The 21,236-nt window shown below is 37.5% G+C and carries 28 protein-coding genes; 20 read left to right on the top strand and 8 right to left on the bottom strand.

From position 1 onward, the window contains the following. The first annotated feature begins 54 nt into the window (after positions 1-54). Positions 55-1,185 (top strand): nucleotidyltransferase family protein, encoded by a 1,131-nt coding sequence (locus tag HZA77_00385; protein ID MBI5373860.1) that lies wholly within the window; start codon positions 55-57, stop codon positions 1,183-1,185. A gap of 8 nt (positions 1,186-1,193) precedes the next feature. On the opposite strand, the gene HZA77_00390 is transcribed toward HZA77_00385, so the two are convergent. Together HZA77_00390 and HZA77_00395 are read right to left on the bottom strand one after the other, a co-directional pair. After that, positions 1,194-1,595: a putative toxin-antitoxin system toxin component, PIN family gene (locus HZA77_00390; protein ID MBI5373861.1), complete on the bottom strand. Its 402-nt coding sequence runs from the start codon at positions 1,593-1,595 to the stop codon at positions 1,194-1,196. After that, positions 1,592-1,810: a ribbon-helix-helix protein, CopG family gene (locus HZA77_00395; GenBank protein MBI5373862.1), complete on the bottom strand. Its 219-nt coding sequence runs from the start codon at positions 1,808-1,810 to the stop codon at positions 1,592-1,594. Before HZA77_00395 ends, HZA77_00390 begins: the two co-directional genes overlap by 4 nt. 230 nt (positions 1,811-2,040) lie before the next feature. Between HZA77_00395 and HZA77_00400 the strand changes: the two genes are divergently transcribed. Both HZA77_00400 and HZA77_00405 read left to right on the top strand, forming a co-directional pair. After that, on the top strand, positions 2,041-2,367 hold the full coding sequence (locus HZA77_00400) for a HEPN domain-containing protein (GenBank protein MBI5373863.1): 327 nt from the start codon (positions 2,041-2,043) through the stop codon (positions 2,365-2,367). Continuing rightward, positions 2,340-2,660 carry a nucleotidyltransferase domain-containing protein gene (locus HZA77_00405; GenBank protein ID MBI5373864.1) on the top strand — a complete coding sequence of 107 codons (321 nt, stop codon included), beginning with the start codon at positions 2,340-2,342 and terminating at the stop codon, positions 2,658-2,660. The genes HZA77_00400 and HZA77_00405 overlap by 28 nt, the downstream gene beginning before the upstream one ends. 179 nt (positions 2,661-2,839) lie before the next feature. On the opposite strand, the gene HZA77_00410 is transcribed toward HZA77_00405, so the two are convergent. Together HZA77_00410 and HZA77_00415 are read right to left on the bottom strand one after the other, a co-directional pair. Next, entirely contained in the window at positions 2,840-3,160 is a 321-nt protein-coding gene (locus HZA77_00410) for a nucleotidyltransferase domain-containing protein (protein MBI5373865.1), read from the bottom strand. A gap of 1 nt (position 3,161) precedes the next feature. Beyond that, complete coding sequence (locus tag HZA77_00415; protein ID MBI5373866.1) at positions 3,162-3,557, bottom strand: HEPN domain-containing protein; 396 nt, start codon at positions 3,555-3,557, stop codon at positions 3,162-3,164. Between the two features lie 176 nt (positions 3,558-3,733). Here HZA77_00415 and asnB point away from each other — a divergent pair, with 176 nt between their 5' ends. The 13 genes from asnB to HZA77_00480 all read left to right on the top strand — a co-directional run bounded on the left by asnB (position 3,734) and on the right by HZA77_00480 (position 16,903). Then, positions 3,734-6,691, top strand: a complete 2,958-nt coding sequence (asnB, locus tag HZA77_00420; GenBank protein ID MBI5373867.1) for an asparagine synthase (glutamine-hydrolyzing) — start codon at positions 3,734-3,736, stop codon at positions 6,689-6,691. Positions 6,692-6,713: 22 nt separating this feature from the next. Next, positions 6,714-8,165 carry a cobalamin B12-binding domain-containing protein gene (locus tag HZA77_00425; GenBank protein ID MBI5373868.1) on the top strand — a complete coding sequence of 484 codons (1,452 nt, stop codon included), beginning with the start codon at positions 6,714-6,716 and terminating at the stop codon, positions 8,163-8,165. Next, positions 8,162-9,466, top strand: a complete 1,305-nt coding sequence (locus tag HZA77_00430) for a lipopolysaccharide biosynthesis protein (GenBank protein ID MBI5373869.1) — start codon at positions 8,162-8,164, stop codon at positions 9,464-9,466. Before HZA77_00425 ends, HZA77_00430 begins: the two co-directional genes overlap by 4 nt. A gap of 525 nt (positions 9,467-9,991) precedes the next feature. Further along, entirely contained in the window at positions 9,992-10,915 is a 924-nt protein-coding gene (locus HZA77_00435; GenBank protein ID MBI5373870.1) for a hypothetical protein, read from the top strand. 28 nt (positions 10,916-10,943) lie between these two features. Then, positions 10,944-12,077, top strand: coding sequence for a glycosyltransferase (locus HZA77_00440; protein ID MBI5373871.1), 1,134 nt, complete (start codon positions 10,944-10,946; stop codon positions 12,075-12,077). Positions 12,078-12,098: 21 nt separating this feature from the next. Then, a complete protein-coding gene (locus HZA77_00445; protein ID MBI5373872.1) occupies positions 12,099-13,568 on the top strand; it encodes a radical SAM protein in 1,470 nt (489 codons plus the stop codon). 20 nt (positions 13,569-13,588) lie between these two features. Next, positions 13,589-14,452, top strand: a complete 864-nt coding sequence (locus tag HZA77_00450) for a glycosyltransferase family 2 protein (protein ID MBI5373873.1) — start codon at positions 13,589-13,591, stop codon at positions 14,450-14,452. Positions 14,453-14,516: 64 nt separating this feature from the next. Continuing rightward, entirely contained in the window at positions 14,517-14,996 is a 480-nt protein-coding gene (locus tag HZA77_00455; GenBank protein ID MBI5373874.1) for a YdcF family protein, read from the top strand. 116 nt (positions 14,997-15,112) lie between these two features. After that, positions 15,113-15,346 carry a DUF2281 domain-containing protein gene (locus HZA77_00460; GenBank protein MBI5373875.1) on the top strand — a complete coding sequence of 78 codons (234 nt, stop codon included), beginning with the start codon at positions 15,113-15,115 and terminating at the stop codon, positions 15,344-15,346. Next, entirely contained in the window at positions 15,330-15,566 is a 237-nt protein-coding gene (locus HZA77_00465) for an antitoxin family protein (protein ID MBI5373876.1), read from the top strand. Before HZA77_00460 ends, HZA77_00465 begins: the two co-directional genes overlap by 17 nt. Beyond that, positions 15,563-15,964, top strand: a complete 402-nt coding sequence (locus HZA77_00470; GenBank protein ID MBI5373877.1) for a type II toxin-antitoxin system VapC family toxin — start codon at positions 15,563-15,565, stop codon at positions 15,962-15,964. The genes HZA77_00465 and HZA77_00470 overlap by 4 nt, the downstream gene beginning before the upstream one ends. A gap of 224 nt (positions 15,965-16,188) precedes the next feature. Further along, positions 16,189-16,509 carry a nucleotidyltransferase domain-containing protein gene (locus tag HZA77_00475; protein MBI5373878.1) on the top strand — a complete coding sequence of 107 codons (321 nt, stop codon included), beginning with the start codon at positions 16,189-16,191 and terminating at the stop codon, positions 16,507-16,509. Positions 16,510-16,636: 127 nt separating this feature from the next. Further along, entirely contained in the window at positions 16,637-16,903 is a 267-nt protein-coding gene (locus HZA77_00480; GenBank protein MBI5373879.1) for a HEPN domain-containing protein, read from the top strand. Between the two features lie 330 nt (positions 16,904-17,233). Here the strand turns inward: HZA77_00480 and HZA77_00485 are convergent, their stop codons facing one another. The 4 genes from HZA77_00485 to HZA77_00500 all read right to left on the bottom strand — a co-directional run bounded on the left by HZA77_00485 (position 17,234) and on the right by HZA77_00500 (position 18,900). Continuing rightward, positions 17,234-17,392 (bottom strand): hypothetical protein, encoded by a 159-nt coding sequence (locus HZA77_00485; GenBank protein MBI5373880.1) that lies wholly within the window; start codon positions 17,390-17,392, stop codon positions 17,234-17,236. After that, positions 17,382-17,840: a type II toxin-antitoxin system VapC family toxin gene (locus HZA77_00490; GenBank protein MBI5373881.1), complete on the bottom strand. Its 459-nt coding sequence runs from the start codon at positions 17,838-17,840 to the stop codon at positions 17,382-17,384. Before HZA77_00490 ends, HZA77_00485 begins: the two co-directional genes overlap by 11 nt. 312 nt (positions 17,841-18,152) lie before the next feature. Further along, entirely contained in the window at positions 18,153-18,512 is a 360-nt protein-coding gene (locus tag HZA77_00495; protein MBI5373882.1) for a HEPN domain-containing protein, read from the bottom strand. 31 nt (positions 18,513-18,543) lie between these two features. Next, positions 18,544-18,900: a nucleotidyltransferase domain-containing protein gene (locus HZA77_00500; GenBank protein ID MBI5373883.1), complete on the bottom strand. Its 357-nt coding sequence runs from the start codon at positions 18,898-18,900 to the stop codon at positions 18,544-18,546. A gap of 572 nt (positions 18,901-19,472) precedes the next feature. On the opposite strand from HZA77_00500, the gene HZA77_00505 reads away from it, so the two are divergent. From HZA77_00505 to HZA77_00520, 4 genes are read left to right on the top strand one after another with little or no spacing between them, the layout of a single operon-like run. Next, positions 19,473-19,751 (top strand): UPF0175 family protein, encoded by a 279-nt coding sequence (locus tag HZA77_00505; protein MBI5373884.1) that lies wholly within the window; start codon positions 19,473-19,475, stop codon positions 19,749-19,751. A 2-nt stretch (positions 19,752-19,753) separates the two neighbouring features. Next, positions 19,754-20,107: a hypothetical protein gene (locus HZA77_00510; protein MBI5373885.1), complete on the top strand. Its 354-nt coding sequence runs from the start codon at positions 19,754-19,756 to the stop codon at positions 20,105-20,107. Positions 20,108-20,147: 40 nt separating this feature from the next. Further along, positions 20,148-20,357: a DUF2281 domain-containing protein gene (locus tag HZA77_00515; GenBank protein MBI5373886.1), complete on the top strand. Its 210-nt coding sequence runs from the start codon at positions 20,148-20,150 to the stop codon at positions 20,355-20,357. Then, complete coding sequence (locus HZA77_00520) at positions 20,358-20,759, top strand: PIN domain-containing protein (GenBank protein MBI5373887.1); 402 nt, start codon at positions 20,358-20,360, stop codon at positions 20,757-20,759. The last annotated feature ends 477 nt before the right edge of the window (positions 20,760-21,236 follow it).

Genomic DNA, 21,236 nt, shown 5'->3' on the forward strand with positions numbered 1-21,236 from the left:
AACTTAGCAGAACGGATCCTGAAGAATGCCAAAACTGTTTTGAAAAGAAAATAATTGCGGAAAGAATCTTATAATAAATTCCAGTTTTCCCCTGAATATCTCTTCCTTACAAAATTCTCTGCCTATACGCTTACGGAAAAACTTAAAGTTGAGTGCGAAGAGCTTCTCTCAGAAAAGCTCGATTGGGATTTGATAATAGAGCTTGCCAATTACCATGCAGTTTCGCCTGTCATCTATCGCAACCTCAAATATCTGGATGCCATCGCTCTTTTAGCTCCCGAACACTCAAAGGCTCTCCGCAAAGAATACCACGCCAATTTTATCAAAAACACAACGTTAATAGAGCAGTTCGGCATTCTGAAAAAAGAGATTTTTTCAGCCGGTCTTAAATTCCTTCCCATCAAGGGAATCCTTTTTTTGTATCTTTTTCCTGAGCATACGGCGTTGAGGCAGATGTCTGACATAGATATCCTGATAAACCCTGACGATGCCCGTCAGTTCATAGATATAATATCAGCACACGGCTATGTTCCCAAAGGGGATACAAATCTTTTTAAAAAATTCGGCAATGAAATTTCTCTTACCAAAGAAGTCAATAAGATCTTCATTCATATAGAATTGCAGTGCAGGGTAAAAGCCCTCAATGAGAAGCTCTGGTTCGATTTCGGCAGTGTTATGCAGGGCTCTTCATTCGATGCGGAATTAGCTTTATATCTCCCATCTCCGGCTGATTCATTCATGATGAATTTCATTCATATTCAGAAACATATCTATCAGGGGAAGGAGATATTCAAATGGATTGCCTCAGATGCTGAGTTCCTGAGAAGATATTTGTCCTCCTCTGAAATTGAAACTCTTTCAGAACGCCTTGGACTTTCGTATAGAAAAAAATTTCTCCGCTATTGCAGACAGCTTGACGCATGGTTTGATCTTGGGAAGTTTGAACACCCGGATGAGCTTGAGGTCTTATCCCCTGCATTTGATTTCTCAAAGAAAGAGGAAAAAAATTTCTTAAAACTTGCAATAGGCACTTTTGCATATACGAGAGGGTTGAAGGAAAAGATATTGTTTGCTTTCAGCAGATTATCGCCGGGCACAGGGAAAGACACAAATGGCGATGAATCAGGAATCCGCAGCCGTCTGAAGCGAATCATGTATCTGATCAAAAAATTGTTCATAAGATGAGCGTGCCGTCATATAAATAATGCTTCAAAGTCCCTTGGAGTTATGATTTTAACGTCCTCATAGTATTTTATATCCAGCAGATCAGAGTCTCCTGTTACAAGATAATCTGCCTTTGCAGCAAAGGCACAGGCGAGGATGTTGTCATCATCAGAATCCCGGCAAATGTTAGAGATTTTGAGGTTGTGTTCTATGATTTCCTCAATTGCTTCACTAATGGGTTCCATTGCTAAGCTTATGTCATTATGTGAAAAGTGAAATTTTTTTGAGAGTACTCTCCGGATTTCTGTCATAATGAAGGGACATGCAACAAGGCAAAACTCTCTGCTGCGCGCTCTGTACAATAATTTCGAGCAGACCCCTTGAGTTATAATTGACGCGACGAAAACATTTGTATCAAATACGACAATCATGATACTGCTTTAAAAACATCTTCCTCGCTGACAATGCCAACTTTTTTTGCTTTTGGACCAAGTTTCTTCTGCACTGCCCTGAGTTTCATTTCCCAAAGAAACAGACTCAGAGATTCTTTCACAATATCACTCTTGTTGCGTCCTGTTTTTTTTGCAAAACAGTCAAGTTCCTCTGAAATGTTCTTGGGAAGACTCACGGATAAAACGGTTCTCATAGTTATCCTCCTGTATGACAATACAATACAACACAGAGGCAAATATTTCAATTAATCTTTTTCATGCAGTAATGCCAGCCTCTTCCTCCCCCCAATCTCCGCCTTTGCTTTTTAAATTCTAATATCCTTATATTAATATTCTTATGTGTGGAATCGTTGCTATATAGTCTTACAAGGAGCTATCGCCTCCGGTTGACCGCGCCCAATATGATTGGGAAACTGCCAAGGCAATGTTAGATGCAGGGCGTTATGTCTATGTTGCTTTTATGTGCCAGCAGGTTATTGAAAAGAAATTAAAAGCATACATTGAAAATAATGGGATAACCCCTCCGCGCGTTCATAATCTTATCAATCTGTCAAAAATGGCTGGGAATTACGAGGAACTGCCGGACAATATAAAGGATTTCTTGCAGGATCTTACCACATATTATCTTGATTCAAGGTATAAGGAAGATATTTCAAAGTTGTCAATTTTCATGAATAAAGATAAAGCTGGAGAATATTTGCAAAAGACTCAGGAGGTCTTGAAATGGCTGACACAAAAGATGAAATTCTAATTCTTTTAAGAAAATTTCGTGAAACAATTGAAGGGATAATTCATGCAGACAAAATAATTTTATTTGGTTCTTATGCTTTAGGTTCAGAGAAAGAATACAGTGATATAGATATAGCTGTTGTTTCAGCAGATATAAATGATGAAAACTATTATGATTTGAGGAAAGCCATATTCAGAAAAGCAATGGAAATCGACTGTCGCATGGAAACCCTTTGTTTTTCAAAAGAAGAGTTTGAGAATGACTGGCTTCCAATAATTCCTGAAATTAAGCGTACAGGGGTTGAAGTACTCTAATAAATGTTTTTTCCTATCTCCTTGATCTGTCATTGCAAGCGTAGCGAAGCAATCTCATCTTTTATTCCCCCTGTAATCCTCCCCCTCAAATCTCCGCCTTTGCTTTTTGAATTCTAATATGCTTATGTGCGAAATCGTTGCTCCCCGCTGAACAGAATACATTATTATTCTAAGAAATTCTATATGGCGAGTTCAATCGAATCTTCCAGAGCACCTGATATTAACGAAGATGCATCTTTAATTTTTTTGTATTCATCAGGTGTATAGCAGATATAATCAACATGCTTTTGAAAAGGTACTTTTTTTAATATTAAAGGCATTCGTTTTAAGAACGGAATTTTTTCGAAATAATTGGAAATCACTATAATGTCAATATCAGAATCCTTTTTTGCAACACCTCTGACTCTTGAACCAAATATGATTACTTTTTCCGGCTTGAATTTCTTTACAAGAGAAGGAAATGCATCTTTTCTGAACTTATCTATCCAGCGGTCAGCCATATCATTTCTCCAGAAGCCTGTTGTATATTTTTTTTAATGACTTAAAAAATATTTTTGCCATTGTTACTTTTTCTCTTGCGATATTTTCATCGTATTCTTCATAAGGAACGTTTTCACTTACGTCCGGATACCGGGAAAATGTATAATCTGCAGTAAGTTCTGAAGCAGCATCTATGAGTCTCTTTTCTAATTTAAGTTCTCTTGCCAATTCATCAATATAATGTGTTCTTGGAATTTTCTTTCCATTGATGGCAAAAATTGATTTCAGCAGTTTTTCTACAGATTGATGAGCAAGAAAAGCAGCTACATCATAACCGCCTATAGCAATATTTTTTTCTGCCATTTCCAAATCATGCAAAGCTTGTTTAAGCCATTTAATGGCTATTTTCTCATTCATTATAATTTTTTAATTAAAATAGTATTTTTTAACAAATTGCGTAATCTAAGAAATTATTATAACCAATTGATATTATTCTTTAAAGAAGTTTTTTTTCTTATTCTCTCCTGAATTCCTCCTCCCCTCAATCTCCGCCTTTGCTTTTTGAATTCTAATATGCTTATATTAATATTCTTATGTGCGGAATCGTTGCTATATACTCTTACAGACAATCATCGCCTCCAGTTGACCGCGCCGAGCTTCTCCGCATCCGCGACCGGATGACTGCCCGCGGCCCTGACGGCTGCGGTGAATGGTATTCGGCAGACGGCAAAGTAGGCATGGGACACCGCCGCCTTGCCATCATAGACCTTTCCGAAACCGGCGCCCAGCCTATGCAAAGCTCCGATGGCAATCTCGTGATAGTATTCAACGGAGAGATTTACAATTACCGCGCTCTCCGCAGCTCCCTTGAGAAAAAGGGCTATCGTTTTCGCTCGGCCAGCGACACTGAAGTCCTGCTTAATCTCTATGCAGAAAAAGGCGCAGACATGCTGAACGACCTTCGCGGCATGTACGCCTTTGCCATCTGGGACGAGCGTGACAAGAGCCTTTTCCTTGCCCGCGACCCCTTTGGCATCAAACCACTCTACTATTCAGATAACGGGAATACGTTCCGCGTAGCATCACAGGTAAAGGCTCTCATTGCCGGCGGCGCCATAGACACCTCACCGGAGCCTGCTGGTCATGTAGGCTTCTTCCTCTGGGGGCATGTCCCGGAACCTTTCACGTTCTTCAAGAGCATTAGCTCACTTCCTGCCGGTACATATATGCAGATTCGAGGCGGACAGAGACGCACAAAAACATTTTTCAGCATAAGGGATGAGCTTGCAGAGGCAAGCCTTACTCCGCTTGAACTGCCGCGCGAAAAGATAAGGGAAAGATTGCGGGATGCTCTTCTTGACAGTGTCAGCCATCATCTTGTGGCTGATGTGCCTGTGGGAGTTTTTCTCTCATCAGGACTTGATTCGACCACTCTCACTGCGCTTGCAACAGAAGCAGGTGCGGCGCAACTTCATTCAGCCACACTTGGTTTTAGGGAATACAAGGGTACAGAAGCTGATGAAACTATCCTCGCAGCAGAGGTTGCAAGGATTTACGGGACAACACACAGCACAATATGGACAGAAAAAGCAGATTTTCAGGATGAGCTTACAAACATACTTGATGCAATGGACCGCCCTACCATTGACGGCGTTAACAGCTATTTTGTCAGCAGAGCCGCAGTGAAGGCAGGCTTAAAAGTTGCCCTTTCAGGGCTTGGCGGGGATGAATTATTCGGAAGCTATGAAAGTTTCAGACAGATACCGCAGATGGTAAGATTTCTTCGCCCATTTTCAACAATACCCGGTTTTGGTAAAGCATTTCGCGTTGTAAGTGCTCCTTTTCTAAAGCGCTTTACATCTCCCAAATACGCGAGCCTCTTTGAGTATGGGGGAACTTACGGCGGCACATATCTGCTTCGCCGCGGGATGTTCATGCCCTGGGAGCTCCCAGAGTTACTTGACGGGGAAATGGTAAAAGAAGGCTGGCAGAAACTTCAGACGTTAATCAGACTTGAAGAAATTGTAAAAAATATTAGCTCGCCTTATTTAAAAGTTTCTGCCCTTGAGATGTGCTTGTATATGCGAAACCAGCTCCTTCGTGACACTGACTGGGCGAGCATGGCTCATTCGCTTGAAGTGCGTGTCCCTTTTCTAGATATGGGATTGCTTCATACTTTAGCGCCGCTCATGGCGTCCGGACATCCGCCAAATAAGCAGGATATGGCTTCAAGCCCGGTAAAAGCCCTTCCAGAAAAAGTCCTCAACCGTGGGAAAACCGGATTTTCTGTGCCTGTCTATGAGTGGCTTTTGCAGGATCGCGAAGCTAAGGGAGAGAGGGGCTTGCGAGGATGGGCGAAGAAAGTTTATCAAAGCTATACCCCCGCAAAACAGACATCACATTATCATGCGCCAATTTTACAGGATAGCCTTCAAAGTGAAACTGTAAAGAAAAATGCTCAAAAAGAATCATTCAGTATTTTAACTCTTGTAACTGATGGCTTTGGAGGTCATGGCGGTATAGCTAAATTCAACCGGGATTTATTGACAGCGCTTTGCAAAATTTCAGGATGCAAAGAAGTAGTTGCAATTGCAAGGCTTATGCCTAATCAAAGCGAGCCAAAGCCTGCTAAACTTTCCTATGTAACAGATGGATTGAACAGCAAAACAAAGTACATGTTCACTGTTTTAAAACAATTAACCTCAAATAAAAGCTACGATATCATTATATGCTGTCATATAAACCTTCTTCCTATCGCATATATTTGCAAGCTGATATGCAAAGCTCCTTTAGTTCTTATGCTCTACGGGATAGATGCATGGAATCCTGTAAACAAATACTTAATAAACAAGATTGATGGTTTTATTTCAATAAGCGAGATAACAACATCCCGTTTTCTTGCGTGGGCAAAAATTGATAAAAATAAGGGCTTCATTCTACCCTGCTCTGTTGATATAAATAGTTATGGCTCCGGACCTAAAAATCCTGCCTTACTGAAACGTTACGGCCTTGAAGGAAAAACTGTGCTTATGACCTTTGGGCGTCTTGTATCGAAAGAAAGATACAAAGGCTTTGACGAAGTTCTTGAAATATTACCTGACCTCGCAAAAGAGATTTCCAATATCGCCTACCTTATTGTTGGAGACGGCGATGACAGAAAACGGCTTGAGGCAAAAGCAGAACTGCTTGGTGTAAAAAATAGAGTAGTTTTTGCAGGAAAAATTTCGGAAGCAGAGAAAGCAGACCATTACCGGCTTGCAGATGTTTATGTAATGCCAAGCCGTGGGGAGGGTTTTGGGATAGTCTATCTTGAAGCTATGGCATGCGGCATACCGGTCATTGGAAGTAAAGTTGACGGAAGCCGCGAGGCATTGAGAAATGGGGAATTGGGTATATTGGTTGACCCGAGCAATTGTTCTGAGTTAAAACAAGCCATTCTTACAGCCATCCTTAACAAGGAGAGGGTTGTGCCTGCCGGATTGTGCTATTTTTCTTTTGAGAGTTTTACCGGCTATTGCAACAATATAATGAAACAATTGCTTAAAGCTTAATTAATTGAAAGCATTTTTGTAAATGAAATTTAAAAAAGTCTTACTTGTTAACTCAAACTATCCTAACAGTTTTTATACTATCCCGGTATGGCCCTTAGGTTTAGGATATATTGCTGAAACTCTGAAGCAAAGAGGTATTGAGTATAAAGTGATAGACTTAGGTTTTGCTGACAACTTGAAAAACTTTCATAAAAATATTTCTGATTTCCGCCCTGATTTAATTGGTATCAGTTGCATGACGTCAAGATACAAACATCATTATGAGAAAATTAGAAATATAAAGAAAGCATTTCCTGATATCCCTATAGTCGCGGGTGGACCTCATATTTCAACTTTAAGGGAGAAAGTGCTTATTGACTGCCCAGAATTAGATTATGGGATCTCAGGGGAAGGTGAAGAAGCAATTATAGAGCTGTGCGAAGGTGCGGAGCATAAAGATATAAAAGGTCTATATTATAGAAACGGAAAAGAGGGTAAATATGAAGGTGACCGTGCGCGAATATCGGAGTTGGATAATATCCCATTTCCAACATACGACGGATTTGAAATTGAAAAATACGATACAAAATCTATGAATATTCTTTCTTCAAGAGGCTGTCCTTATGATTGTATCTATTGCTCTGTTAAACTTGCCATTGGCAGGAAGTGGAAGGCAAGAACAGCGATGAATGTTGTTGACGAGATAACATATTGGTATGAACTGGGGTATAGATTTTTTAATTTCAATGATGATGCCTTTAACGTTAATACAAAAAGGGTATATGATATCTGCGATGAAATAGAAAAAAGAAATCTGAAGATTGAACTGAATGCACCCAACGGGATGCGGGCTGACAAGGCAGACCTGGCATTACTGAAAAGAATGAAGGAAACAGGATTTAGTCATATTGCTTTGGGAGTAGAATCAGCTGATAACAGAGTGCTTGAAAATATAAAAAAGGGCGAACGTATTGAGGAAATCGAAGAAACAATAAAAAACGCTTGCAATCTGGGCTTTGAAGTTGCGCTGTTTTTTCTTATTGGTTCTCCGGGTGAAGGAGAAAAAGAAATAGAAAAGTCATTTAAGCTGGCTAAGAAATATCCAATTGTTGATGTTAGGTTCTATAATCTTGTGCCTTTCCCAAATACTGAACTATTTGAATGGATTGACAGGAACAATTATTTTGTTCAGCTCCCTGAGGATTATCTTAATGGCAACATGCAGTGGCTGAACGAGCCAATTTTCTTTACTCCTGAGTTGAGTAGAGAAGCAAGGAAAAGCACATATAAGCGGGGATTGAAGATAGGGAAAAAACTGCGACGGCAATATACATTCAATTATTATAATAAATGTCTTAAAAAACTTGGGCTGTTCAGCAAGCTATTTGCTTTCATGGCATCAAGAGATTTCGTGCAGTTTGTATTGTCTAAAAGCAATGTCCTGAAGAAGGTTAGAATCTTATTTAAAAAGTATGAAATCTTTAAAAGAGTTTGATTATTTTTAAAGAAAATAAAATAAAACTTAAATCAGCACCAATAAAAAAGCGCCTTTTGGGCGAGGGGTTATGGGTCGCATCAGGTCAAATTATGGCTGCTTTAGGTCTTCTCATCGGTACTCGTTTTTTAACAGAGTATTTCCCTCCAGCTGTTTTCGGCAAGGTTAATCTGCTTCTGGGTGTGTCCGCGTTTTTCTACAGCCTGTTATGTGTGCCTTTAATGCAAGCAATGTTCAAGTTATATCCCACCATGTCAGGGGAAGGGAAAGTGCCGCATTTGAGGCGTAACATAACCTCATTATTGTCCCGGATCACCGGTTCATTAGTTATCATTATACTTTTAACTGGCGGCATTTATAGTTTTATTTATGAGACTTCGATTTGGATATTCATTATCCTTGCTGGTTTGCTTGCAGTTGACGTGACACGTGGGACTGAGACAAATTTCTTTAGTGCAGCCAGAAGGCATAAACCTTTTGCGCTTTGGATTTCTGCGGAGGCGTGGTTGAGACCTGCAATCGCAATATTATTATTGGGTTTTTTTAATGTTGAAGCACAAACCTTGTTATTTGGATATTTAATTGCTTCTTCAATTATTATACTAATTTATTTTATATTTATAAAACGTGAAGGTGTAGCAGAGGAGGCTAACAAAGCAAAGATAGACAAACAGCTGGTTCAGGAAATAAAACAGTATGCATTACCTTTAATGCCTTTGGCTGTTTTAGGATGGATCAGTGGGCTAAGTGATAGATATTTCATTGGCGGACTTATAGGTTTCGAACAAGTTGGAATTTATGCTGCAATTTACGGGTTAATAAGCCGTCCATTCCTAATGCTAAGCACTATTATGGATTACACTTTACGACCTCTGTATTTTGATGCAATATATAAAGAAGATAAAGTTCTTGAAAAAAAGACATTTAGATATTGGATTTTGTTTGTTATTTTAGCGTGTTTTTCAGGCGTGCTGGTTGTTGCAATCTTTAGTGATACTATAGTTTATATTTTACTGGCTGAGAAGTATCGTTCAGGAAGTCAACTTATTCCATGGATTGCAATTGGCTATAGTCTGTTTGTAATAAGCCAGGTTTTTGAAAAGCCATGCTATGCTTACAAAAAAACAAATTTTATACTTGCTATACAGATAACTGGTGCAATAGCAAGTTTTTGCATAGAAATACCTGCAATTTATTACTTCGGCTTAATCGGGGCAGCAATGGCAATACCAATTTATTTCAGTATTCAGCTTGTAACATCAATCTATTGCGCTAAAAAAGTTCTTGGAGATTTTATATAGAAGGTCAGTCAACATAACTAACAAAATAAATCTATGATATATTGTATATCTATTCTAATTTTAACAATAAATCTATCATTTGTTTTTTATATATTTTTCATTAAAAAAGCCAATTTGATATTGGCATTTCATTTGACAGAGTTTTTTGTTTTATACAATCTGTTAACTGTCTTAAATATTTTTACACAGATGACAAGATATGAGCTGTCTATATATATTGGCATGTTATCTTATAGCATAATATATTCAATCATCTTTTTATTTTTATGGATGGTTTTATCAAATCATTTGCCCAAAAATTATAAGATATTAAGTTGTTTAAAAAATATTAATCTAAATATTATATCATACACAGTAAGTAGCTGGGTATTTTTCAAAGCATATCTATTTATAAAATATGGCTATAGAAGTTTAAGAATTTTCCAGCTATTCATATATAGAGGTGAGTCAGAGGCTCTTGCATATTGGGAATATGTAACAAGTGGATTATTAACATATATGGCAATTGGATGTTTTTTTGTTTTTATGGTTCATGTTCTTATTGAACCTGCCAGAACACTTAAATTAAGAAATATATTACCTCTAAGTTTTTTTGCTTTATTCTATATTTTATTGGGAGAGGCTTCAGTTGGTGCAAGGAGATTTATTTTAGCAAGCATAATTTTTTCAGTTTTAACTTATGTCTTGGAAAAAAATTATAATATTAAACAGTTTATTAAACCGAAGTATTTTACAACCTTATTACTTATCTGTTTAATTCCATTTATTTTTTCTTTCTATTACCAGCATATCAGAACAAATTTTTATAACTCGGATATCTCAGCACTTCTTGCATCTGATAGTCTTTCTAACAGGTTAAAAGGAATGGTCATGTATTTAACTCCGTCTATGGTGGAAGAAGTTACGCAAGCAGAGCAGATAACACAACTCAGAAAGGGAGTTTTTGATTTACTTTATAGCGTCGTTGAAAAACAGTGGGATGTTGGAAAAAAAGGTTATGGTGTTATTACATTAAGTACTCTTGATAACATAGTTCCGAGAGCTTTTAATTCAGAGAAACAATATAAATCTGCTGACGAGCTAACGGTAAATATTATTGGCATTTCCCCCGGAGAATTTGACTATACCGAGTTAGATCTTCCAACAAGTGTTATGTCAATTTTTGAGGCGGATTTTGGGCTGATAGGGCTTTTATTTGCGCCAATTCTTTATTTTGTATTTATAGTTTTTTATATTTTGCAGTTTGTAAAATACAATGACAAAAATCAGGTTATAAGTCTTGCTGCATTGGGCTTGCTATTAGTTACTGCAAGCAATATAGAAGTTCAAATAGATACCTTCTTCTCAAATTTAAGAGATTATATATTGCTGATAATTATATTAACAATTTTAAGCTTTTTAAAACTTAGTATCTTTGAAATATTTAATCAAAAGAAAGTTGCTAAATAGTCATACAAAATAATTTTAATAAATAGAAATGAAAATCCTTATTCATGCTCTCGGCGCAAATATGGGCGGCGCAATGCGTCATCTCACCAACTTCATACCTGAACTTGGCAGTCAGGATAAAGAAAATGAATATGTTTTTCTGGTGCGAAACTCTTTCCCTGAAATTCACTCATCTCAAAATATAAAAATTGAGCTCACGGCAGATTCAAGAGCATCCTCCCCATTTGCCCGTCTGATTGATGATATATGGTATTTGCCTAAGAAAATAGAAAAAGAAAACTTTGATGTGGTTGTCTCATTGACTAATTTTGGTCCTGTGTGGTGCCCGGTGCCGCATATATTTTTTCAGCGGAATCCTCTTTATTACTGCAAATATTATCTTTCACAGATCAAGGGGAAAACAAAAAGGGAAATTTTTCTTAGGAGAAAAGTAGCTGTTGAATCAATAAAACGGGCTGATTTGGTTGTAACGCCAAGCGATGCTATGACTGACATGATAAAAGAAACATGTCCATCAGTAAGGAATAAGAAATTTAAAACACTTTATCATGGATTTGATAAGCAATCTTTGCAGGAACAGCTTGATGAACAATATGCGAAGCTTCTTAAAGTCAATGGATATAAAATTCTTTATCCCACGCATCCGGGACTGCATAAAGGATTTGACGTATTATTTGAAATACTCGCTTCTCTAAAAAATGAGGGATTGAACTATTGTTTTTTCTCAACAATAGCTCATGAAGATTTGCCCCGTGAAGTGGAACGGTATGAAAGAATAATAGATAAACTTGGTATTAATGACCGCGTTGTTTTTATGGGCAGAGTCCCGCAAAGACAAATGGGAACTCTTTATGAGCAGTGCGATTTAATGCTTTATCCTTCTTTGTGCGAGTCTTTTGGATTCTCAATGATTGAAGCAATGGGGCATGGGTTGCCTATAGTTGCAGCAGAGACCGCTATCAACAAGGAGATTTGCGGCACCGGGGCAAATTATTATGAACCTCTTGATGTACGTTCAGGGGTAGAAGCTGTTTTAAAAACTTTAAAACCTGATGCTTCAGAGGCGCTTAGAAAAAATGGCGAAGCAAGAGTAAAGTCATTTGACTGGAGCTGGAAGAGATATACAAGAGAGTTTATTGAAACAGTATCAAGTGTCTTATAAACAAATTTATTGATTAGAGATATGAAAATACTTTTCTATTATCCGACATCCTGTAGCACAGAGCCTGAACCTACCGGCGGTATCGGAATCTTAATTGCCATAGCACGCGAGTTGGGCCATGAAATTGAATTCTATGATTATGACCATCATAGAAAGCTTTTTAACTTTGAGGATATTTTTAAAGAATTCAATCCTGATGTTTTTGCCGTTAGCTGCATGACGCCGCAGTATTATTTTGCTCAGCAGGCTATCAGTTTTGCAAAAGAAAAATCTCCATCCTGTATTACGATTATTGGGGGTCCTCATGCATCAGCATTACCGGTTGAGACACTTCAGGAAATCAATGGGCTGGATTTTCTGTGTGAAGGGGAAGGAGAAAAAACATTTAAAGATTTTTTAAATTACCTTGAGCAAGGCCAAAACTCTTCTCCTGATATTAGTGGTCTTTATTATAAAAAAAATGGGAAAATCATTGTCCCAAAACCACAGACATTATTGACTTCAGCTGAATTAGACAATCTCCCAATGGCTGCATGGGATGTCATTTTTAAGCATGGTCCTTACAAGCAAAAAGTCAATTATACAGAAGATGCAGTGCCTGTATTTTCCGTAATTACAGCGAGGGGTTGTCCATATGAATGTACTTTTTGCGATGAAAAAAGTATTTGGAAAAGGAAAATCAGGGAAAGAAGCATTGAGAATGTAATAAAAGAAATTCAGTACTTAGTACAAAACTATAAAGCGGAACATTTTAATATCCTTGATGATACTTTCACTATGAAAGCAGAACGGGTGAAGGAGTTCTGCAGTAAAGTTAAAGCTCTTAACATCTCTTACAGGATAACTGCGAAAGTGAATACAGTAAATAGTGAGATGCTGGAAGCACTCGCAGGAAGCGGCTGTAAACTGGTTGCATATGGCGTGGAATCGGGGGATGAGAATGTTTTAAAGATAATGAAAAAACACCAAAGCCTGGACAGCGTACGGAAGGCTTTTGAGCTGACCAATAACGCAGGCATGACATCTTATGCTTTATGTATGGTGGGAAATATTGGAGAAGACTTTGAAGCAGTAAAAAAGACCGCGCAGTTTGTTAAGGATATCAATGCAACGCTTTTTTCAGCAGCAATTATGACGCCCTATCCCGGCAGTGAAAACTATAAAATTTGCGAGCAAAATAACTGGATCATCACAAAAGATTGGAGCAAGTGGTGCCCTTCGCCTATCAGACTGAAAAATTGGGAACCGGTGGCAAGAACTGACAAGATGGATAAGGAATTGATGCTTAAATCTTACTACTATTTGAATAACAGGTTCATGTATATACGTTTTCGCAGAAGGTATGGGACATTTTATTTATTGAATCCTAATTTTTACAGAACAGAAATTTTAAAAAGACTTCAGGGAATTGGGTTAACAGCATTTCTTAAACATATCATACAACTCATAAAAGTTTCTTTTTCAAATAATAGTACCAAACAGGAATCATAACAGATAAGAGTTTTTTAAGAATGAAGACTAATCTTTCAGTAATTATTTTAACCTATAACGAGGAACAAAACATCGCTCAGGTGCTTGGTTCAGTCTGCGGGTGGGCTGAAGATGTTTTAATCCTTGATTCATTCAGTACCGACCGCACTCTCGAAATTGCGAGAGAATTCAAATGCTCTATATCCCAGAATAAATTTGAAAACTATGCAATACAGAGAAATTATGCACTTCAAAAACTTCCTGTCAAAACTGAATGGGTACTTTTCCTTGATGCAGATGAATGGGCACCGGATGATTTAAAAAATGAGATAACATCTCTGATTGCTTCTAATCCTGAGGAGAATGGGTATTTTATTAAATGGCGGCTTATATGGATGGGAAAATGGATAAAACGCGGCTATTATCCAACATGGATGCTGAGATTATTTCGTTATGGCAAAGCGCATTGTGAAGGGCGTTCCATGAATGAACATATTATAGTTGAAGGAAAGACCGGATACTTGAAGTTTGATTTTATCCATGAGGATAAAAAAGGAATAACTGACTGGATTGAAAAACATAACAAATATGCAAGCCGCGAGGCTGAGGAATTATTTAAAAATCCTGAAGAGGAAGGTCAGATTGATGTAAGCTTATTTGGAACACAGGCTCAGAGGAAACGATGGCTGCGTTATAGAATCTGGAACAACCTGCCTCCATTGATAAGACCATTTATATATTTTTTCTACCGTTATGTTTTGACGGGTGGTTTCCTTGACGGGCGCGCCGCATTCATTTACCACTTTCTGCAGGGACTCTGGTTCCAGTTTCTCATAGATGTAAAGTATCTGGAACTGAAAACAAAGCGGAGGGTTGATAGAGGCGACAGGGTGGATAACAAATGAGACTGCGTCGTATTTTTTTTTTGTTATTCTTCTGCTTCTTTGCTGGGGCTTAATAGGAAGCTTGATGTCAGGTGAAGATCCGATTGAGAAGGCTGATGCAATGGTTATATTGGGTGGCGGCAGCGGCGGCGAGCGGGAGGAAAAAGCCTGTGAGATTTACAGCGCAGGTTATGTTAAAGGAAAGGTTATCCTGACAGGAGGGAATAGAGAAGATTTTATCTCTGACAGGCAGGCTTTTATGAAAAATTGCGGTGTACCAGCAAGAGATATCTCTGTATGGCAACAAGATAAAAATACTTATGAAGAAATGCTGTCTGTAAAAAACTTTATTCAGTCAGAAAAAATCAAAAAAGTTATTGTAGTAAGTGATGCCCCACATATGCCAAGACTGAGGTACTTGAAAAAAGTATTAGAGCTTGAAGAAAATGTGATTTTACAGGAAAGCACCCTTGTTTATTATCCGACAGTTTTCCGTACGACTGTTATGCTGTCTTTCTGGTACCGTGAGCCACTTGCCTATCTTTATTACAGGATAAGGTATTGATGGGTTAATTATCCTGATTTTTTCGTGTTCTCTAAATTATTGTTTGTTGCAAAAAACTAAAAGTAGTAATATTTAAATATATAACAAGTGAAAAAATCTTTAAGAGAGGAATTGTCATGAACTTGCAGCAATTACTTCAAGAATTATCTCCCGAGATGCAAAAAGAAGTTGAGGATTTTGCTAAATTCTTGTTAGCAAAAACAACAAAACAAGTGCATCGCAAACCTTCCTTTTCCTGGGCCGGAGCACTTGAAGATTTGAAAGAACAATACACCTCAGTTGAGCTTCAACATAAGATTTCAGAATTGCAAAGAATTCAAGGAGGAAATAACAGTGCTCATAAATGTTAGAGCAAGGATTTCGAAAGGCATAATAGAACCGGATGAAAAGATAAACATTCCTGAAGGAACCAAGGTCATTGTTACAATAAAAGAAATAACTGCCAAGTCAAGAAAGGATGCGTTTGATAGAGCGGCTGGCTCTTGGAAAGGAACTATTGATGCTGAAAGGTTAATCAAAAATATTTACGATAGCCGTTGTGTCTCAACAAGGAAGTTGCCCAGGTTATGAAACTGGCTTATCTAATTGATACTGACTGGATAATTCACTATTTGAATGGGAATGAAGGAATTGTTGGAAATCTTAAGGAATTAAAAATAGAGGGTTTATCAATCAGCGTTGTTTCCTTGGCTGAAGTTTATGAAGGTATTTATTATTCTACTAATCCTATTGATAATGAAAAAGGATTAAACGATTTCTTGACAAGAGTCTCAATTCTGGGAATTGACAACGAGATATGTAAAGTTTTTGGTAAAGAGCGAGGGCGATTGAGAAAAACAAAAAACTTGATAGATGATTTTGACCTTCTGATAGCCTCAACCTGCCTTTGCCATAAACTCACCTTACTAACCAATAATCGAAAACACTTTGAGAAAATAGACGGGCTAAAAATAATATCTTTTCCATAATGCATTAATTCCTAAGAAGATTCCTTCAACTGTTGCTTCCGCGAACCACTTGCCTATCTTTATTACAGGATAAGGTATTGAGGGGGATGTCATTGCGAACGAAGTGAAGCAATCTCATAAAGCTATACTATAGAAAAAATAACTTTACCTACGCGCTCCATTGTAATTATATTATATTTGATTATAACTTTTATCCTTACCATTTAAGGAGAAGAAGAAAAGCAATGAATGAAGTTGAAAGAACTATACTTGGCAAATTTAAGTCGCTCATTATGAAAAAAATCAATTTATATAAGATGATTTTGTTCGGCTCGAGGGCACGTGGTGATGCTTTTGCTTTTTCAGACATGGATGTGATGATTATAATAAATAATTCAGTTTCTGAAAATGAACTTGATTATATTAGTGATTGTGCATGGGAAGCAGGCTTTGAGTATGGAATTGTTGTAGTTCCTGTAGTTTTCAGCAGGGATGAATGGGAAAACAGCCCGGAACGTTATTCACTACTTGCTCAAGCCATAGTCACTGATGGCGTGCAATTATGAAAGATGATGAAATAGCAAGCCTTATACAATACAGGTTGGAGCAGGCGCAGATTGCCCTCGATGATGCACGCTTTTTATTTTCTGGGAACGCAGTCCCCAGAGCATTGTAAACAGGGCTTATTATGCAATGTATTATGCGGTTCTTGCTTTACTTCAAAAGATAGGCAAGATTCCATCAAAACACACTGGTGTGATTAGCCTATTCGACACTGAATTTGTCTTAAAAGGAATTTTCTCAAAGGAACTCTCAAAAGATTTTCATAAAGCATTCGAGCTCCGTCAGGTTTCTGATTATAAAACATTAACGCCAATATCACTGGACAAGACAGAAGATACTTTAAACAAGGCAGAAAAGTTTGTCGCAGCCGTTCGATGCTATCTTATTAAGAGATAATTTTTTTCATCCCCTCACCTTAATTCTCTCCCCGGAGGGGAGAGGAAAAAAGAGGAAGCACGAAGACCCTTCACCGTCTGTCATTCTGAGCCCTTCGCTTGTCATTCTGAGCGTAGCGAAGAATCTCATATTTCGGCTCAGGATAAACTCCGTGAAAAATCTAAATAATAAGAGGAAGAACGAAACCCTTCGTTGCACTCAGGGTGACAGAAAAAATGTGACAGAAAAAAATCAAATATGGGAAACGGTTTCGCCGCGATGTTCCTCGCAGTGACAGGACGTAGGATGTCATTGTGTGCGGCAGGTTCTGTAATTAAAGCCAATATCAGGTCAGCCAGCATGTGTCTTCAATTTCTTTTCCCGCAAATGTCCATACTTCTTCTTTAACAACTTAAGCTGTTCGATTTCAGACAACGCAGATAATTTGATTTCTGCTTTAGCTTGAAGATTGCGCTTCATTTCTACGGCATTAAGTTTATTAACTTTCATAAAGCACCTCTCTCGGGCTCCTAATCTCAATCATAGGATATCCAAGTTTAAGATTCAATGAGTTTATCAGGTGAATACGGTTTAAATTTACAATGTGTTTGAAATTCCAACTAACAAGAATGTCTGCTTTTTCCACAGTTGCTATCGCAATATGACGTGCATCTGAAAGACTATTTTCAGTTACAGCGCCGTTTTTCAAGTAAGCCCTTGCAAGTTCAATTGACTCCTCATTAAGAAAAACATATTCGGTATATTTATAAGGTACATCATTCAAGACGCTTTTAACATTTTCAGGGGCTTCTTCAAGTTCGAATAATACCAAATCTGATATCACAATTCTCTTCTTGCCTGAAATAAACTCGGAAAAAAGCTGGTTGGAATAGTCTTTAAATTCATCGTCAAAACATCCTCCGATTACAGATGTGTCAACATATACGCGAGGTTTAATCATCACTGATTCCAATCAGGAATTGAATCCTTATAGTAAATTATGACTGAAAAATCTGTTAATTGGTTAAAATTATAATAAATTAATAATCTTCTTTAAAGAAGTATTTTTACTAAGGCAAACAACTTTTTTATATTTTTCCGATCCGGTTGAGGTAATTGTTGTTTTAAGAGACAAAAAAGCACTCTTGTTTATTATCCCGCATTTTTCCGCACGTCTGTTATGCTGTCTTTCTGGTACCGCGAACCTCTTGCCTATCTTTATTACAGGATAAGGTATTGAGGGGGGATGTTGTTGGTTACGTAAGTCATCCTATGATAATATATATTTACTCGCCCATTTCAATATCTTTTCAGCGAGTTCAATTGATTCATCGGCATCTTCATTGGTAAGATCTCCCCAATAACCGGGATAACGCGTTTCAACAGCATAAGGAGTTAGTTTACCTGCTTCAGTAAGCATTGAAATGAGTTTAATGCCTGAGTTCTCTAATATATCTAACAGTTCTTCCAAATCATGTGTAAGTGGAAAATCAATTTCTTTGAACAGCAAAACTGCTTTCACTGCTTTTTCAGCACACTGCTGAGAGTGAAAACAAATTTGTTCATTCATGACCATTTTGCTTTTTCTTCCCAGTTTGGCAAGTTCCAAATCGCTTTGGGCATGCTTCATCCATTCTTCAGGCGAAGACGGCAGTCTCTTTTTAGGCGGCGGATTCATAAACCACTTTCCCAGTTCTAATGGCTTCTCTATAGATCAAGCCCGGAGTATTAGCAAGTTCAGTGAATTTACTTTCAGGGATAACTATAATATCAATTGAAAGCAATATTCCCTTTAAAGCGCGCCTTATGCGCACGCTTTCTTTTCGCGGATTTTCGATGCTATTATTAACTACTACAAGTACATCGAGGTCGCTATTCAGGTTAATTTTCCCTTTAGCATATGAACCAAAAATAATAAGTTTGGAGGGATTGCTTATCTCGATGATCTTCCTTATTACCTGCTCTACCTTTTTAGAAGTTATCATCCATGAAATATTGTTTATTTTATTGGCTTTCACTTATATCCCCATAATAATTTTTCCTTGTAATAATTTTAGCTTTAAAACTCTTTGTTAATCAAGTTCTTTTAATCAAAAGAAATATTTGTAGTTCTGCATAGGGGTGAATTATTATCATTTTTTTATGTCATCCTCGCAAAAGCGGGGATCCAGAAATAATGAGCAAAACTGGATTCCGCATCAAGTGCGGAATGACAACCTTGCATTAGCATTTGGATGCCTCGTAGCTCTGCATACGAGAAATGCCATTTAAATTATAATTAATAATCTTCTTTAAAGAAGTATTTTTACTAAGGCAAACAACTTTTTTATATTTTCCCGATCCGGTTGAGGTAATTGTTGTTTTAAGAGACAAAAAAGCACTCTTGTTTATTATCCCGCATTTTTCCGCACGACTGTTATGTTGTCTTTCTGGTACCGCGAACCTCTTGCCTATCTTTATTACAGGATAAGGTATTGATGGGGGATGGCATTGCCACTTGACAGCTTTTATTATTCAATTAAACTATAAATCAATATAGATGGTTGATATCTGAATAAGAAGTTTATTCTACACTTCGGAGGAAACAACAATGGCAAAGGAATATGTGTTTAAATTAAAGATACCTGATGAGACTTTTAACAGGAAATTTAAAGAGGAAGAATTCACAGCGAGGGTACGAGAAAGAGTCGTAATGGATTTGTTACGAGATAGGAAAATATCTCAAGGCAAGGCAGCTGAACTCTTAGTGATAAGCAGGAGTGAACTTGTGGACTTGATGACTAAATATAATATCCCTGCTTTTGTAGCGGCGTCAGATGAACTTAAGGAGGGACTTAAGAATCTGAAAAGTGCTTTAGGAGGAAAATAAGATTGCTCATTGCCGATTCTAGTTCTATCATTTCTTTTGCCAGGGCTAAGAAGTTGGAGCTATTAAAAAAGGTAGTTCAAAAGTTAACCATCCCGGAAGGAGTTTACAAAGAAATTGTATTTAAAGGCAGAGGAAAGCCAGGCGCCAAAGAAATCGCGACTGCATCCTGGATTGATGTTAGAAAAGTCAAAAATAAAGAGAGGCTGGCAGATTTATCTGCAAAATTAGGCCAGGGCGAGAAAGAGGCAATTGTTTTATGCGAAGAGTTAGATGCCGTTCTCTTAATAATTATCCTGATTTTTTCGTGTTCTCTAAATTATTGTTTGTTGCAAAAAACTAAAAGTGGTAATATTTAAATATATAACAAGTGAAAAAATCTTTAAGAGAGGAATTGCCATGAAATTACAGCAATTAATTCAAGAATTACCTCCTGAGATGCAAAAAGAAGTGGAGGATTTTGCTAAATTCTTGTTAGCAAAGACCACAAAGCAAGTTCGTCGCAAACCTTCCTTTTCCTGGGCCGGTGCACTTGAAGATTTGAAAGATCAATACACCTCAGTTGAGCTTCAGCATAAGATTTCAGACTTGATGATCGGCGGGAAATAATTGAAGTTACTAATAGATACAAATGTGTTTCTTGAGATTCTTCTTCAGCAGGAAAAAACGGAGGAAGCACGCAAGCTATTATCAATGGTTGAAAAACATGAATTTTATGTTACTGATTTCTCTTTTCATTCAATAGGTGTTCTTCTTTTCCGTCGTTCCCAGCATCAAATATTTCGAAAGTTTGTAAATGAAATGATACTGGAGATGGGAGTGACATTAATGGTTCCAACATTGGAAGAGATGGATGCGATAACTAATATTGCCGAAGAATTTAAGCTCGATTTCGATGATGCCTACCAATATGCATGTGCTAAGAAATATGGATTAACAATTGTTAGTTTCGACTCGGATTTTGATCGTACAAGACTTGGTCGAAAATCTCCAGTAGAAATACTTTCTTAATTTTTAAAAAATAGAGTTCAATAGATTTTATCCAACAATTTCCCACGCGTCTGTTATGTTATCTTTCTGGTGCCGCGAGCCACTTGCCTATCTTTATTACAGGATAAGGTATTGAGGGAGATGGTCAATGCAAATTCGACCCCTTGTCGTTGCGAACGAAGTGAAGCAATCTCATTGCTATATTACAGCGGATTATTCTGGCTTTAGATATTGATAGATTATTTTGAGTAAATATTTCTTTTCTCAGAAAAATTTGTTAAAATATTATAATGATTCAAAAAATTATTACAAAACGGAGCGCTCGGGAATCTTCAGATGTACAAAGCGACCTTGCCTACTGGTTGAGTAAAATGCCTGAGGAACGCGTCGCTGCCGTTGACTATTTGCGCAAACAATACTATGGAAGCACAACCAGACTTCAGAGAGTTACTCGCGTTATTCAACGTCCATCACGTTGAATATCTGATAGTGGTGAGG

The sequence above is a fragment of the Candidatus Schekmanbacteria bacterium genome, assembly GCA_016219965.1.
Taxonomy (GTDB): Bacteria; Schekmanbacteria; GWA2-38-11; order GWA2-38-11; family J061; genus JACRJM01.